This is a genomic window from Streptomyces sp. 6N223 (assembly GCF_052246635.1).
GTDB lineage: Bacteria > Actinomycetota > Actinomycetes > Streptomycetales > Streptomycetaceae > Streptomyces.
In genome coordinates, this window is the sequence record NZ_JBQQCA010000022.1 from 57,969 (window position 1) to 72,929 (window position 14,961).

Sequence of the window (14,961 nt, forward strand, 5' to 3'; positions counted from 1 at the left end):
ACCGGAGTTCCGGAGGCCGGAGCAGCACCGGCGGCGGGAGCCGGCGTGCCCGCGGCGGGAGTCCCCGAGGCCGCCGGACCCGGGACCGGGACCGCGGTGCCAGAAGCCGGAGTGCTGGGCGACGGCGTACCGGAGGCCGGCGTGCCCGCGGCCGGAGCAGCACCGGCGGCGGGCGCGCCCGGCGCCTGGACGCCGGGGACCGGCGTTCCGGCGCTCGGCGTGGGCTGGCTGGGCACGCCCGCCGGGGGTGTGGCCGGTGAGGGCGTGCCGGAGGGCGGAGTCGCGTTGGAGGGCGGGGCCACGACGGCGTCGGCCCAGGCGCCGGGGGCGCCGGGCATCAGGAGTTCCTCGTCGTCGGCGTCGTCGGCCGGGTCGTCCGCCTGGCCGGGGAACGGGTACGGCGGGACGGCGGCGGGGAGTGGGGCGCCCGGCTGTCCCGGTGGCGCCTGCCGCATCGGCTGGGCCTGCCCCGCCGACTGCTCCCCCTCCTGGACCTGGCCGGTGTTCGTCATGCGTCCCTCGCCCATCGGTAGTGCTCCTTACCCGCCACATCCCGGACATTGACGGATGAACCATCAGCTCCGGCCGCGCGCACAACGATCCACCAGCCTACCCGGGTGCGTGGCTGGTACCGGTCATGGGTGCGCGAGTGGCCCGGGATGATCCTGGTTTGTCACTGGGGTGCCGGGAGGCGACTGCCGACGAGCAGAAAGGCAACGGACCGGCCGCGTTCCGTCCAGTCGCGGGTCTCCAGTTCGACCGATTGCAGCAGCGTGCACCGCACCTCGTACCCTGCGCCGCTCAGCACCCGCCCGGCGGCCTCGGCCTGATCCCGCGTCAGGGCATGGGTCACCAGGCGCTGCGGCCTGCGGTCCGCACAGGCGGCGAGCGTACGCGGGCCGCCGCCGCCGACCCGTACCACGTCGGGCTCGGGCAGCCGGGCCAGCGCCTGTGGCGCGATGCCGTGGACGACGTGGAGCTGTACGCCCAGCCGCCGCGCGGCCTCCTCGGCGCGGGCGCAGGCCGCGGCGTCGCGGTCCAGCGCGATGACCGCCGAGCCGAGGCGCGCCGCCTCCACGGCGGCGAGTCCGTCGCCCATGCCGATGTCCCACATCAGCTCGCCCACGCCCGGCCCGAGCGCGGCCAGTTGCAGGGCGCGCAGCCGCGGGTCCCGGCCGGGCGACGGGGCCCCGCCGCCCGGGTCGGCGGGCGCGGGCAGGCCGTACGCCGCCGGGTCGAGCCCCCAGCCGCGCGGCTGAACGCCGTGGCCCGGTTCGAGCCCGGCCAGCCAGCCGTCGGCGGCCGCGTGGGCCGAGCCCACGCCCCCGACCACGATCACCAGGTTGGGGTCGCTCCAGCGGTACTGCGAGACGGTGTCGGAGGTGAGGACGGAGACCCGTTCCCCCTCGGTGCCCAGCGCCTCGCAGATCACGAAGGTGCGGTGGACGTCGCCCAGCAGCAGGGCGATCTCGGCGGGCCCGGCGCCCGGCGAGGTCAGGACGGCGACCTTGGGGTGGGCCCGGCAGACGTTGACGGCGCGGCGCAGGGTGCGCCGGGTGGCGACGACGACGCGCGCGTCGTCCCAGGGCATACCGGCGCGGGCGAAGCCGGCGGAGACGGCGGAGACGGCGGGCACGACCTCCACCTCCAGGCCGTGCTCGGGGTCGCGCAGGGTGCGGACCACGCCGAAGAAGCCGGGGTCGCCGTCGGCGATCACGACGGCGGTGCCGCGGTGGGCGGCTATGCGGCGGGCGGCCAGGGCGACGCTGCCGAGCTGGACGCGCTCGGCGTGCGGCGGCACCTCGGGGAGCGCCAGGTGGCGCGGCGCCCCGGCGACCAGGGTGGCCGCGCGCAACGCCGCCCGCGCGGCGGGCTCCAGAGGGGAGCCGTCCCATCCGATCACGGTGACGCGGTCGGCCATGGTCGGGGCGCTCCTGGGCTTGGTGGCTTGGCTGTGCTTGGCTTGCAAGCCGGGACTACGCAGCTGGGGGACGCCAGGAGCCTACCGCGCCCGGTCAGCGGGCCGGCGAGCCCGGGGAGCCGAGGGCGTCCTCCAGGTCCTCGGGGAGCAGGCCCCAGACGATGAGGTCGGTGCGGATGTCGGTCCACCCGCCGTCCTCGGTGCGGGAGCGCACTATGACCGCGTTGCGCAGGACGCCCTCGCTGACGCAGCCGGTCTTCTGGGCGACCTGCTGGGAGGCGGTGTTGCCGGCCGCGGTGCGCAGCTCCAGGCGTTCGAACTTCTGGTCCCGGAAGAGCCACTGCACGAGGGCGAGGACGGACTCCGCCGCGTACCCCTCTCCCCTGGCCCAGGGCGCGATGACGTAGCCGACCTCCGTCGCCAGGGTGCGCCAGTTGGTGTTCATCAGGTGCACGCTGCCGACGAGGCGGTGGGTGAGGATCTCGGCGACGGCGAGCACGATGCCCCGGCCCTCGGTGCGCTCGGCGGGAGCGCGGCGCGTGACCCAGTCGCGGGCCTCCTGGAGGGTGTAGGGATGGGGCACGGAGGTCCACGCCGTGGTGAGCTCGTCGTTCATCATCTCGGCGAGATCCGGGATGTCCGCTTCCTCGAACGCGCGCAGCACGAGGCGGTCCGTGCTGATGGTGATGTCGGGGAAGGTGGATGTCATGCGCCGCTCCCTGCCTGGTTTCTGAGGGGACAGCATGCAGCATCGCCCTTGCGGGCGCAGCGCCGGGCCCCGGCATGGAGCGGGGCCCGTCGAAGCGCAGGCCGTGGTCGTCGGTGACGTCGGCGAGGGGGCGTCGGCGCCCCTGCGGCCGATGACACAGACGTCGCGATGGGTAACGCCGCGGACCGGTGTGCTGCGGTCAACAGCGCGCCAGTAAAGTCGGCGCCATGCTGACCCCGCTGACGGTCACCGTGGGCGTGGCCGCGCTGCTGCTGGCCGCCTGGTGCGGGTACGCGGCCCTGCGCGATCAACCGGTGAAGGACTGGCACTACATCGGCGTGGCCGTGGTGCTGCTGCTCACGCTCGTGCAGGCGGGCATCGCCGTGGCGCAGCTCGCCGGGGACGAGCGGCCGGCCGGGGGCGGCACCGCGCTCTTCGTGTCCTATCTCGTCGCGGTCCCGCTGTGCCTGCCGGTGGTCGCGGTCGTCGCGCTGGGCGAACGCAGCCGCTGGGGGTCGGTGACGGTGGCCGCCGGCGCCGTGGTGGTGGCGGCGCTGGAGCTGCGGCTGGCCGACCTGTGGGCGGGGGGCACCGGTGGCTGAGCAGACGGAGTCGCGGGTGGCCGGGGAGCGACGCGGCCTGCGGCACGGGCCGGGGCGGCTGCTGGTCACGCTCTACGGCATCTTCACGGTCGGGGCGGCGTCGCGGTCGGTCTACCAGCTCTCCACGCGCTTCGACGAGGCGCCGCTGGCGTATCTGCTCTCGGCGGTGGCGGCGTTGATCTACGCCTTCATCACGGTCTCGCTGGTGCGCGGCGGGGAGCGGGCTCGGCGGCTGGCGCTGGGGTGCTGCGCGGTGGAGCTCGCGGGCGTGCTGACGGTCGGCACGTGGACGCTGGTGGATCCCGGGGCGTTCCCGGACGCGACGGTGTGGTCGGACTACGGGGTCGGGTACCTCCTCTTCCCGCTCGTGCTCCCGGTGACCGGCCTGCTGTGGCTGCGGCGCGCGCGGCCGGAGCCCCAGGCGCCCGGCGGCGGATAGCCGACGGGCGCCTGCGCGGGCTCCACGATCAGGTGCTGGCCATGGAGCGGGGTGCCTCCTTCTCCATGGTGACCAGGCTGAGCTGGCGGGAGACCTCCTCGGTGGAGACCGGCGCGTAGCCGAGCCTGCGGTACAGGCGCAGGTTGCCGGTGCTGCGGTGGCCGGTGAACAGGCGGTAGCGGGCCGCGTGGCGCTCGGCTGTGAGGCGTTCCTCGATCGCGGCCAGCAGCCGCCCGCCCAGGCCGTGGCGCTGCATCCGGGGATGGACGATGAGCCGGCCGATGTGCGCGGTGCCGTCGGCGTCGACGGTGCCGCGCACCGATCCGACGACCTCCTCACCCAGCCTGGCCACCAGCACGCAGCCCTCCCGCACCTCGGCGCGGAGCGCGGCCAGGGACTGCGTCAGCGGCTCGATGGTGTAGTCGCCGTACAGCTCGGCCTCCGGCTGGTAGCACAGATACTGGAGTTTGAGGATCTGCTCGGCGTCGCGCTCCTCCGCCCTGTCGATGGTCACGCTCATGCCCATCCGCACACGCCTCCTCCGGTTGAGGTGTTCGGGCCGTTGCGCGCTTGGGATGAGGGTCGCGCGCCCGGCCGGTGTCAGCCCTGACGGCGCGGGGGGTGTGCGCCGCGCCGACAGCATTGTGCTAGGGAGCGGGTGCGGAGGGGAACGTGTGCGCCCCAACTACCTTTGAGATTTCTGTCTCTATGACGGTGGGCGATGTGAGGTGGACCGCGCCGCCGCGGGTCGCCCGGCGATCAGTCGCGCGAGGCCCGGAAGTCGGCCGCCGCGAGGAGCGCGGTGTCGGGCTGGTCGGCGAAGACCCCGTCGATGCCCTGCTCGAAGAAGGTTCCGATCGCGCCGAAGACGTCCCCGTAGCGGTTGGGGTCCGTGCCCGTGCGGAACTCGGCCGGCAGGAAGCTGTTTTCGTTGCGCAGGGTGTACGGGTGGACGACGAGGTCCTCGGCGTGGGCGTCGGCCACCAGCGTCGTGGGGGTGCCCAGGGTGCCGTCGGAGCGGCGGGGGATGACGAGGTCGAGCGTGGGCCCGATGCCGTGGGCGTATCCCGCTATCTCACGCAGCCCCTCCGGGGTGATGAGGTCGGCGACGGTGCGCGGGTCGCCGGAGACCTTGAAGTCCCAGGGCTGGGAGGTGAGCGAGCTGAGCAGCACCACGCGCGGGGTGTCCACCAGGCGGGACATGCGCTGCATGCTGGTGGGTTCGAAGGACTGGAGGAAGACGGGGGCGTCGGCGCCGTGGAGGCCGAAGCGGCGCAGCAGCCGGGCCAGCGGCTGCTCCAGGCCGAGGCCGAGCTCGCGGAAGTAGGTGGGGTGCTTGGTCTCGGGGTACAGCCACACCGGGCGGCCGCGGCGGCGTGCGGCGTCGGCGGCCCAGCGCAGGACCTCCTCGAAGCTGGGCACGGTCCAGCGGCCGTTGTAGAGGGTGTTGTTGGGGCGCTGGGCGGGGATGCGCTCGGTGGCGCGGAGCGTCCGCAGCTCGGCGAGGGTGAAGTCCTCCGTGAACCAGCCGGTGAGCTGCTGGCCGTCGACGGTCTTGGTGGTGCGCCGGCCGGCGAACTCGGGGTGGTCGGCGACGTCGGTGGTGCCGGTGATGTCGTTCTCGTGGCGGCAGACCAGGTGGCCGTCCTTGGTGGGCACCAGGTCCTGCTCGATGATGTCCGCGCCCATGTCGAGGGCGAGTTGGTAGGCGCCCAGGGTGTGCTCCGGCCGGTAGCCGGAGGCGCCGCGGTGGGCGATGACCGTGGGGACGGGCAGCGGGGACGGTCTGCCGCCGGCCGCGGAGGCGGCCGAGGCGGCGGATGTCGCGGCGTTGGCCCGCGCGGCCGGTAGCAGGGTGGCGGCCGAGGCACCCGCCACCGCCGCGCCCAGCACCGCCCGCCGTCGAGGGGTCGATTCAGCTGCCATGGTTGCCTCCTGGGGCTGGTGTGGCTGGGATCCGGTGATCGCGCCCGATCGTAGGGACGCGGACGTGCCCGCACGAGGACGCGCGGGCGAACAGCCGGCGAAGGCACGTCGACGGCGGGAGGCGCGCGCAGAGCGGTGAACGCAGAGTGAACCCCGTGCGCGGGGGATGGCCGACCCGGGTATCGTCCTGCAGTCATGCGGCCGGACGCATGACCATGACCTAATGGAGGGGAAGTTGTCCCGATTCGCACTGTTGAAGGTGCTGCTCGGCCCGCTGCTGTGGCTCTTCTTCCGCCCACGGGTCGAGGGCGGCGGCAACGTTCCGGAGAACGGTCCGGTGATCCTGGCCGGCAACCACCTGACCTTCATCGACTCGATCATCCTGCCGCTGATCAGCCGGCGGCAGGTGTTCTTCATCGGCAAGGACGAGTACGTCACGGGCCGCAGCCTGAAGGGCCGGGCGATGGCGTGGTTCTTCACGGCGGTCGGCATGATCCCCGTGGACCGCGACGGCGGCCACGGCGGGGTGGCGGCGCTGATGACCGGGCGGCGCGTGCTGGAGGAGGGGCAGGTCTTCGGGATCTACCCCGAGGGCACCCGCTCCCCCGACGGCCGGCTCTACCGGGGGCGCACGGGCATCGCCCGGCTGACGCTGATGACGGGCGCGCCGGTGGTGCCGTTCGCGATGATCGGCACGGACCGGGTGCAGCCGGGGGGCCGCGGGCTGCCGCGGATCGGGCGGGGGCGGCGGATCACCGTCCGCTTCGGCCAGCCGCTGGACTTCTCGCGGTACGAGGGCATGGACCGCGACCGCTACGTGCTGCGGGCCGTCACCGACGAGGTGATGACCGAGGTGATGCGGCTCTCCGGGCAGGAGTACGTGGACATGTACGCCACGAAGGTGAAGGCGGCGTAGGGGTTCTCCCCCACCCGCCCGCCCCCTGGACCCCGGAGGAATCCCCGCGTCCGGACCGTGGTTCGCCACGGCGGAAACCGCGAGACGGGGACGAGGGCGCGGCGCAGGACCTCCGCACGTGCGCGTGGCCCCGCCGAGGATGCGTCAGGTCCAGGCCATGGCCGAGCGGTGGCGCCAGTAGGCGTCGGGCGGCTCGGCGACCTCTGCCAGGCGCGCCAACTGCTCCTCCTCCAGGCGGAGGCGGACCGCGGCGAGGTTGCTCGCGAGCTGCGGCACGGTGGCAGCGCCGGAGAGGACGACGCCGGCCCACGGCTGGTGCAGCACGGCGGCGAGCGCGAGGGTGTCGGTCCCCGCTCCCGTCTCGCGCGCGAGATCGCGCAGCGCGGGCGGGGCGGCGTCGGGCGCCAGGCGGCCGTTGGCCATGGCCTCCTTGACGATGACGGTCAGGCCGGCCGCGTGCGCCTCGGCGAGCGCCTCACCGGCCGAGGGCTCCAGCAGGTTGAAGGTGGCCTGCACGGTGGTGAACAGCGGACGCCCGCCGCGCGTGAGGCGCAGCGCCGCGCGGATCGCCTCCGCCTGGCCCGGCCCGGAGGTGGACAGCCCGACGCTCACGCCCGCCTCCGCCAGGCCCTCCAGCCGCGCCAGCACGCCCGGGTCGCTCAGCGCCGGGCTCTCCGGGGTGACGGAGTGGATCTGGTACAGGTCGAGCCGGTCGCCCAGCAGCGCCCGGGTCTCGGCGTACTGGCGGTCGAGCGTGCCGGCGCCGTGGTCCTTCACCTCGTGCACCTCGGCGTCGGCTCGCCAGCCCGCCGTGTAGGTGTAGCCCCACTTGCTGCCGACGACCACGTCGGTGACCTCCGGGCGGGCGCGCAGCCAGCCGGCGAGGAACTCCTCGGCGCGGCCGTAGGAGCGGGCCGCGTCCAGGTAGCGCACGCCGCCGGCGTGGGCGGCGTCCAGCAGCCGGTGGGTGCGCTCGCGCAGCGCGTCCGGGGTGCGCTCGGCCGGGAGGTCCCGGGCCCGCCCGAGGTTGAGGTAGCCGGGCCTGCCGACGGCGGCCAGGCCCAGGCCGACGCGGGCGGTGGGGGTGGCCCGGGGGTCGAAGCGGGTGAACGCCACGGCGTCACGACCTCCTGACGGTGCCGACGATGTCGACGGTGTGTGGTGAGGGTGGGGCAGTCACGGTACCCAGCGCGCACCTACGCTGTCGGGACGTCGAGGGAGAGGCGGCTGAGACGAACGTGACCGACGCGACGAACGAGACGAACACGACGACCGGGGCAGAGCGGCCCGCGCGGCCGGTGCGCTGGGGCATCCTGGCGACCGGATCCATCGCCGCGTCGTTCACCGAGGACCTCGGCCGGTTGCCGGACGCCGAGGTGGCGGCGGTGGGCTCCCGCTCGACGGCGGCGGCCGAGGCGTTCGCCCGCCGCTTCAACATCCCGCGCGCCCACGGCAGCTGGGCGGAGCTGGCCGCCGACCCCGGCGTTGACGTGGTGTACGTGGCGACCCCGCAGAACGCCCACCACACCGCCGTCCGCGAGTGCCTGCTGGCGGGCAAGGCGGTGCTGTGCGAGAAGCCGTTCACCCTCAGCGAGGCGGAGGCCAAGCCGCTGGTGGCGCTCGCCCGGGAGCGGGGCGTCTTCCTCATGGAGGGCATGTGGACGTACTGCAACCCGGTGATCCGGCGGATGACCGACCTGGTGCGCGACGGCGCCATCGGCGAGGTGCGGGCGGTGCACGCCGACTTCGGGCTGTCCGGCCTCGCCCCGGGCCACCGGCTGCTCGACCCGGCCCGCGGCGGCGGCGCGCTGCTGGACATCGGCGTCTACCCGGTGTCCTTCGCGCACCTGGTCCTCGGCGAGCCCGAGGAGGTGGCGGCCTGGGCGCGGCTGGCGGACGGCGTGGACGAGAACACCGGGATCCTGCTGGGCTACGCCTCGGGCGCGCTGGCCGCGCTCAGCTGCTCGCTCGTCGCGGACACGCCGCTGCGCGCGTCGGTGACCGGGACCCAGGGCCGGATCGAGTTCCCCCGCGGCTTCTTCTTCGCCGAGCGGTTCGTGCTGCACCGGCGGGGCGCCGAGCCCGAGGAGTTCACCGGGCCCGCCCCGGGGCGCACCTTCGTCCACCAGGCGGCCGAGGTGATGCGCGCGCTGCGGGCGGGCGAGCTGGAGTCGCCGCTGGTGCCGCTGGAGGGGAGCCTGGCGGTGATGCGCACGCTGGACGCGGTGCGCGACCGGATCGGGCTGCGCTTCCCGGGGGAGCCCGGCGACGAGTTTTCCGAAGCATCGTCGACATGAATGGGAAACGCCTGCCTCATACTGTCACTTCATGGCGGACATATTCGACTCGTACACGATGGCGGGCGCGTGGGACGAGATGTTCGAGGGTCCAGGGGTGGTGCGCGCCGCCTACGAGCCGGTGTTCGCGGCGTTGCAGCCCCTGGACACCGCGGACCTGGCGTTCCGCGCCGAGCAGATGGCCCGGTCGTTCACCGACCGGGGCGTGACCTACGCCCACGCCGGGGAGGAACGTCCCTTCCCCCTCGACCTGGTGCCGCGCATCCTCGACGCGCTGGAGTGGGACACCATCGTGCGCGGCGTGCGGCAGCGCATCCGCGCGCTGGAGGCGTACCTCGGCGACGCCTACGGCGGCTGCCAGGTCTTCGAGGACGGCGTGGTGCCCTACCGGCTGCTGCACTCCTCGCCGCACTACCACCGGGCGGCGCACGGCGTGCAGCCGCCGGGCGGGGTGCGCGTCCACGTCGCCGGGATCGACCTGGTGCGCGACGTGGACGGCGCGTTCCGGGTGCTGGAGGACAACGTCCGCGTGCCGTCCGGCGTTTCCTACGTCATCGAGAACCGGCGGGCGATGACGCGGGTCTTCCCCGCGCTCTTCGCGGAGGCGCCGGTGCGGCCGGTGGACGAGTACCCGCAGCGGCTGCTGGCCGCGCTGCGCGCCGCCGCGCCCGAGGGCGTGGACGATCCGGTGGTCGTGGTGCTCACCCCCGGGGTGCACAACGCCGCCTACTTCGAGCACGCGCTGCTGGCCCGGCTGATGGGAGTGCAGCTCGTCGAGGGCCGCGACCTGGTGTGCTCGGGCAACCGCGTCAGGATGCGCACCACGCGCGGCGAGGCGCCGGTGCACGTGGTCTACCGGCGGCTGGACGACGACTTCCTCGATCCGCTGCACTTCCGGCCGGACTCGGTGATCGGCTGCCCGGGGATCATGACGGCGGCGCGGGCGGGCACCGTCACGCTGGCGAACGCCGTGGGCAACGGCATCGCCGACGACAAGCTGCTGTATACCTACGTGCCCGAGCTGATCCGCTACTACCTGGGCGAGGAGCCGGTGCTGCCCAACGTGGAGTCCTACCGGCCCGAGGAGCCGGGCCAGCTGGAGGCGGTGCTCGACCAGCTCGGCTCGCTCGTGCTCAAGCCGGTGGACGGCGCGGGCGGCGCGGGCATCGTCATCGGCCCGCAGGCCGACCGCGCCACCCTCGACCGGCTGCGCGCGCAGGTGATGGCCAACCCCCGGGGCTGGATCGCGCAGCGGCCGGTGATGCTGTCCACCTCGCCGACGCTGACCGGCGGCGGCATCGCGCCGCGCCACGTGGACCTGCGGCCGTTCGCGGTCAACGACGGCCGCGACGTCTGGCTGCTGCCCGGCGGCCTGACGCGGGTGGCGCTCGGGGAGGGCAGCCTGGTGGTCAACTCCAGCCAGGGCGGCGGCTCCAAGGACACCTGGGTGCTGCCGCGCCACCGCGTGCCGGGCGCCGCCACCCGGTCGGTGCTCACCGCCATCGCCGAGGGCGACGAGCTGCCGCCGCCGCGCGACGTGGCGCCGCGCGAGCTGGGGCCGGCCGCGGCGGCGCGGGGAGGCCAGCAGTGAGCATGCCGACCACCGCCGACGTGATGCTGTCGCGGATCGCCGAGTCGCTGTTCTGGACCGGGCGCTACGTGGAGCGGGCCGACGACACCGCGCGCATCCTCGACGCCTACCTGCACCGCCTGCTGGAGGATCCCTGGAGCGACGAGGACGCCGCCTGCCGCTCGCTGCACGCCATCCTCGGCGTGGCGCCCCATCCCGACCGCCCCTGCGACATCGACCAGGTGCTGGAGCATCTGGCGTTCGACCGCGACGGCGGCGGCGCGATCGAGGGCGCCCTCGGCGCGGCGCGGGAGAACGCCCGCCGCGCGCGCGAGGTGGTCTCCACGGAGATGTGGGAGTGCCTGAACTCCACCTGGCACAGCCTGGGCGAGCACCGGGCCGCCGCCCGCCGCACCGGGCCGCACGCCTACCTGGGGGCGATACGCAACCGGGCGGCGCTCTTCTTCGGCCTGGCCGACTCGACGATGAGCCGCGACGACGGCTGGCGGTTCGTGGTGCTGGGCCGCAGTCTGGAGCGCGTCGACATGACGGCGCGGCTGCTGGCGGTGCGGGTGCTGGCGGCCGTGCACGCCCCCGACTGGCCGACGCTGCTGGGGGCCAGCGGCGCGGTGGAGTCGTTCCTGCGGACGCACGGCGGGTCGGGCGACGCGGCGAGCGTCGCCGGGTTCCTGCTGCTGAACCGGGACTTCCCGCGCTCGGTGCGGCACGCGCTGGCCACGGCCGAGCGGTGCCTGGCCGAGCTGGGAGACGGCGCGGGCGGGCGCGGGCGCGACCCGTACGGCCGGCCCGACCCGGCGCTGCTGCCGATCGGCCGGATGCGGACGCGCCTCGAGTACCTGGACCCCTCGCAGCTCGGCGGCGTGCTGCCGGGCCTGCTGCGGGAACTCCAGGACGCCTGCGGCGAGTCGGCCGCCGCCGTGGCCGAGCGGTACTTCCCCTACGACGGCCCGGTGGCCTGGTCCCAGGAGGGCGTGTGAGCGCGGAGGACGTCGGCGAGGGCGCGGGGCGCAGGCTGCGGATACGCCACGAGACGCGGGTGGAGTACGCCGGCGCGGCCAGCTCCTCCCACAACGAGCTGCGGATGACGCCGCTGACGCTGCCCGCGCAGACGACGCTGGACGCGCGGATCGAGATCGGCCCGGCCGCCCAGAGCTGGAGCTACTGGGACTACTGGGGCACGCGGGTGACGAGCTTCGACCTGATGGAGCCGCACGAGAGGCTCACCGTGGTGGCGACCAGCCTGGTGGAGACCGCTCCCCCGCCGCCGCTGCCGGAGGCGCCGGCGTGGGAGGCGATCGCGGATGCGCTGAACGCCACGCGGCTGGCGGAGTTCGGCTTCGCGACGCGGCGCACCACGGTCGAGGACGGCCCGGAGGAGGAGGCCCGCGCGGCCGTGCGCGGGCTGGGGCCGCACGACGCGGCGCTGGCCGTGGCCGGGCTGGTGCGGGACCGGGTGGCGTACCTCGCGGGCAGCACCGGGGTGCACACCGGGGCGCAGGAGGCGTGGACGCAGCGGGCGGGGGTGTGCCAGGACATCGCACACCTCACGGTGGCGCTGCTGCGCCGCGTCGGGCTGCCCGCCCGCTACGTCTCCGGCTACCTGCACCCCGACCCCGAGGCCGAGCCCGGCCGGGTGGTGGCGGGCGAGAGCCACGCGTGGGTGGAGTACTGGGCCGGGGGCTGGGTCGGCTACGACCCCACCAACCGGACCCGGCCCGGCGTCTCGCACGTCGTCGTGGCGCGGGGCCGGGAGTACGGCGACGTGGTGCCGCACAAGGGCGTGTACCACGGGGCGCCCAGCGGCCCGCCACGGGTGACGGTGGAGTTCACCCGGCTCACGTAGCTCAGGCGCCGGCGCCCCGCGAGGCCCACGCGCGCTGGGCGGCCAGGTCCTGCTTCGCCTCGGCGAGCTGGACGGCGACGGCCGACGGCGCGGTGCCGCCACGGGCGGAGCGGGCGGCGAGCGAGCCCGCGACGCTCAGCACCGACCGCACGTCCGGGGTGAGGTGCGGGGAGATCTTGGCGAACCGCTCGTCGGTGAGCTCGTCGAGCTCGATGCCCTCGGCCTCGCACGCCTTCACGCACTCCCCCGCGACCTCGTGGGCGTCGCGGAACGGCACGCCCCGCCGCACCAGCCACTCGGCGATGTCGGTGGCGAGCGAGAACCCGGCCGGGGCCAGCTCGGCCATGCGCTCGGTGTGCACGGTGAGGGTGGCGATCATGCCGGTGAACGCGGGCAGCAGGACCTCCAGCTGGTCGCAGGAGTCGAAGACGGGCTCCTTGTCCTCCTGCAGGTCGCGGTTGTACGCCAGCGGCAGCGCCTTGAGGGTGGCCATCAGCCCGGTGAGGTTGCCGATCAGGCGCCCGGACTTGCCGCGCGCCAGCTCGGCGATGTCCGGGTTCTTCTTCTGCGGCATGATCGAGCTGCCGGTGGAGAAGGCGTCGTGGAGCGTGACGAAGGAGAACTCCTTGGTGCTCCAGAGGATGACCTCCTCGGCGATGCGGGAGACGTCCACGCCGATCATCGCGGTGATGAAGGCGAACTCGGCGACGAAGTCGCGGGAGGCGGTGCCGTCGATGGAGTTGGCCGCCGAGCCGCCCTCGAAGCCGAGGTCGGCGGCGACCGCCTCCGGGTCCAGGCCGAGGGAGGAGCCGGCCAGCGCCCCCGAGCCGTACGGCGAGACGGCGGTGCGCTCGTCCCACTGCCGCAGCCGCTGCGCGTCCCGGGCCAGGGCCTGGACGTGGGCGAGCACGTGGTGGGCGAAGAGCACGGGCTGGGCGTGCTGGAGGTGGGTGCGGCCGGGCATGGCGGCGTCGGGGTGGGCCTCGGCCAGGCCGATCAGCGCCTCCTCGAGGTCGGCGACGAGCCCGGCGACGGCGCGTGCGTGGTCCCGCAGGTACATGCGGAAGAGGGTGGCGACCTGGTCGTTGCGGGAGCGCCCGGCGCGCAGCTTGCCGCCCAGCTCGGGGCCGAGGCGTTCCAGCAGGCCGCGTTCCAGGGCGGTGTGCACGTCCTCGTCGGCTTGCGTGCCGGTGAAGGAGCCGTCGGCCACGTCGGCGGCGAGCCGGTCGAGCCCGGCGAGCATCCGCGTCAGCTCGTCGTCGCTCAGCAGCCCGGCGCGGTGCAGCACCCGGGCGTGGGCGCGGGAGCCCGCGATGTCGTAGGGGGCCAGCCGCCAGTCGAAGTGGACCGAGGCGCTCAGCCGCTCCAGGGCCTGGGCCGGCCCGTCGGCGAACCGGCCGCCCCACAGGCGTACGTCCGGCTGTGTCGTGTCGTCGTGTGCGTCGGTCACTGGGTCAGGTCCCGCCTGCTCGCGATCCGGCTGGACATGCCGAAGATCTCGATGAATCCCTTGGACAGGGACTGGTCGAAGCTGTCGCCGGTGTCGTAGGTGGCGAGGCTGAAGTCGTACAGCGACTGGGCGGAGCGGCGGCCGGTGACGACGGCGCGGCCGCCGTGGAGGGTCATCCGGATGTCTCCGCTGACGTGCCGGCTGGCCTCGGTGACGAAGCCGTCCAGGGCGCGCTTCAGGGGGGAGAACCACATGCCGTCGTAGACGAGCTCGGCCCAGCGCTGCTCGACCTGCCGCTTGTAGCGGGCGAGTTCGCGCTCGACCGTGACGTTCTCCAGCTCCTGGTGGGCGGTGATCAGCGCGATGGCGCCGGGGGCCTCGTACACCTCGCGGGACTTGATGCCGACGAGCCGGTCCTCGACCATGTCGATCCGGCCGACGCCCTGGGCGCCGGCCCGCTCGTTCAGCTCGGTGACGGCCTGGAGCGGGGTGACCGGGCGGCCGTCGACGGCGACCGGGGCGCCCGCCTCGAAGGTGATGACGACCTCGTCCGGCTCCCGGGGGGCGGCCGGGTTCCGGGTGTACTCGTAGACGTCCTCGACCGGCGCGTTCCAGATGTCCTCCAGGAAGCCGGTCTCGACGGCCCGCCCGAAGAGGTTGGCGTCGATGGAGTAGGGCGACTTCTTGGTGGTGGCGATCGGCAGCCCCTTGTCCTCGGCGAACGCGATGGCCCTGTCGCGGGTCATGGCGTAGTCGCGGACGGGCGCGATGCACGTCAGGTCCGGGGCGAGGGCGGCGATGCCTGCCTCGAACCGCACCTGGTCGTTGCCCTTGCCGGTGCAGCCGTGGGCGACGGTGTCCGCGCCGTGCGCGCGGGCGGCCGCGGCGAGGTGCTTGACGATGAGGGGCCGGGAGAGCGCGGAGACCAGCGGATAGCGGTCCATGTACAGCGCGTTGGCCCTGATCGCGGGCAGGCAGTACCCCTCGGCGAACTCGTCCCGGGCGTCGACGACCTCCGCCTCGACCGCGCCGCAGGCGAGCGCCCGCTTGCGGATGACGTCGAGGCTCTCGCCGCCCTGGCCGACGTCGACGGCGACGGCGATGACCTCCGCGCCGGTGGCCTCGGCGATCCAGCCGACGCAGACGGAGGTGTCCAGGCCACCGGAGTAGGCCAGGACGACGCGCTCGGTCACGGTGTCTCCTTCGGAATCCATGCATGGACTGGAATAATTATGCGGAGCTGTGCATGATTCGTCAAACCGGAGGC

Annotated in this window: 14 protein-coding genes; 7 read left to right on the forward strand and 7 right to left on the reverse strand. The window is 74.3% G+C overall.

The features are described 5' to 3' along the window. Positions 1–673 precede the first annotated feature (673 nt). A complete protein-coding gene (gene cbiE / locus ACTWQH_RS15905) occupies positions 674–1,921 on the reverse strand; it encodes a precorrin-6y C5,15-methyltransferase (decarboxylating) subunit CbiE (protein WP_443287190.1) in 1,248 nt (415 codons plus the stop codon). Positions 1,922–2,015: 94 nt separating this feature from the next. Then, a complete protein-coding gene (locus ACTWQH_RS15910; RefSeq protein ID WP_443287191.1) occupies positions 2,016–2,630 on the reverse strand; it encodes a GNAT family N-acetyltransferase in 615 nt (204 codons plus the stop codon). 227 nt (positions 2,631–2,857) lie between these two features. Here ACTWQH_RS15910 and ACTWQH_RS15915 point away from each other — a divergent pair, with 227 nt between their 5' ends. Next, positions 2,858–3,232: a hypothetical protein gene (locus ACTWQH_RS15915; protein WP_443287192.1), complete on the forward strand. Its 375-nt coding sequence runs from the start codon at positions 2,858–2,860 to the stop codon at positions 3,230–3,232. Next, positions 3,225–3,671, forward strand: coding sequence for a hypothetical protein (locus ACTWQH_RS15920; RefSeq protein WP_443287193.1), 447 nt, complete (start codon positions 3,225–3,227; stop codon positions 3,669–3,671). The genes ACTWQH_RS15915 and ACTWQH_RS15920 overlap by 8 nt, the downstream gene beginning before the upstream one ends. Positions 3,672–3,699: 28 nt before the next feature. Here ACTWQH_RS15920 and ACTWQH_RS15925 read toward each other — a convergent pair whose 3' ends face one another. Beyond that, positions 3,700–4,197: a GNAT family N-acetyltransferase gene (locus tag ACTWQH_RS15925; protein WP_443287194.1), complete on the reverse strand. Its 498-nt coding sequence runs from the start codon at positions 4,195–4,197 to the stop codon at positions 3,700–3,702. A gap of 233 nt (positions 4,198–4,430) precedes the next feature. Continuing rightward, positions 4,431–5,597, reverse strand: coding sequence for a glycerophosphodiester phosphodiesterase (locus ACTWQH_RS15930; RefSeq protein ID WP_443287195.1), 1,167 nt, complete (start codon positions 5,595–5,597; stop codon positions 4,431–4,433). A gap of 235 nt (positions 5,598–5,832) precedes the next feature. Here ACTWQH_RS15930 and ACTWQH_RS15935 point away from each other — a divergent pair, with 235 nt between their 5' ends. Further along, positions 5,833–6,513: a lysophospholipid acyltransferase family protein gene (locus tag ACTWQH_RS15935; RefSeq protein ID WP_443287196.1), complete on the forward strand. Its 681-nt coding sequence runs from the start codon at positions 5,833–5,835 to the stop codon at positions 6,511–6,513. A 144-nt stretch (positions 6,514–6,657) separates the two neighbouring features. Here ACTWQH_RS15935 and ACTWQH_RS15940 read toward each other — a convergent pair whose 3' ends face one another. Further along, positions 6,658–7,629 (reverse strand): aldo/keto reductase, encoded by a 972-nt coding sequence (locus ACTWQH_RS15940; RefSeq protein WP_443287197.1) that lies wholly within the window; start codon positions 7,627–7,629, stop codon positions 6,658–6,660. Between the two features lie 122 nt (positions 7,630–7,751). Between ACTWQH_RS15940 and ACTWQH_RS15945 the strand changes: the two genes are divergently transcribed. From ACTWQH_RS15945 to ACTWQH_RS15960, 4 genes are read left to right on the forward strand one after another with little or no spacing between them, the layout of a single operon-like run. Then, positions 7,752–8,810: a Gfo/Idh/MocA family protein gene (locus tag ACTWQH_RS15945; protein WP_443287198.1), complete on the forward strand. Its 1,059-nt coding sequence runs from the start codon at positions 7,752–7,754 to the stop codon at positions 8,808–8,810. Positions 8,811–8,841: 31 nt separating this feature from the next. After that, a complete protein-coding gene (locus ACTWQH_RS15950; RefSeq protein WP_443287200.1) occupies positions 8,842–10,401 on the forward strand; it encodes a circularly permuted type 2 ATP-grasp protein in 1,560 nt (519 codons plus the stop codon). A gap of 2 nt (positions 10,402–10,403) precedes the next feature. After that, positions 10,404–11,378, forward strand: coding sequence for an alpha-E domain-containing protein (locus ACTWQH_RS15955; RefSeq protein WP_443287240.1), 975 nt, complete (start codon positions 10,404–10,406; stop codon positions 11,376–11,378). Further along, on the forward strand, positions 11,375–12,244 hold the full coding sequence (locus tag ACTWQH_RS15960) for a transglutaminase family protein (protein ID WP_443287201.1): 870 nt from the start codon (positions 11,375–11,377) through the stop codon (positions 12,242–12,244). The genes ACTWQH_RS15955 and ACTWQH_RS15960 overlap by 4 nt, the downstream gene beginning before the upstream one ends. A gap of 1 nt (position 12,245) precedes the next feature. Here ACTWQH_RS15960 and argH read toward each other — a convergent pair whose 3' ends face one another. Then, positions 12,246–13,694 carry an argininosuccinate lyase gene (gene argH / locus ACTWQH_RS15965; RefSeq protein ID WP_443287202.1) on the reverse strand — a complete coding sequence of 483 codons (1,449 nt, stop codon included), beginning with the start codon at positions 13,692–13,694 and terminating at the stop codon, positions 12,246–12,248. After that, the gene (locus ACTWQH_RS15970; protein ID WP_443287203.1) at positions 13,691–14,887 is read right to left on the reverse strand and encodes an argininosuccinate synthase; all 1,197 of its coding nucleotides are present in this window, start codon (positions 14,885–14,887) and stop codon (positions 13,691–13,693) included. The genes argH and ACTWQH_RS15970 overlap by 4 nt, the downstream gene beginning before the upstream one ends. Positions 14,888–14,961: the final 74 nt, after the last annotated feature.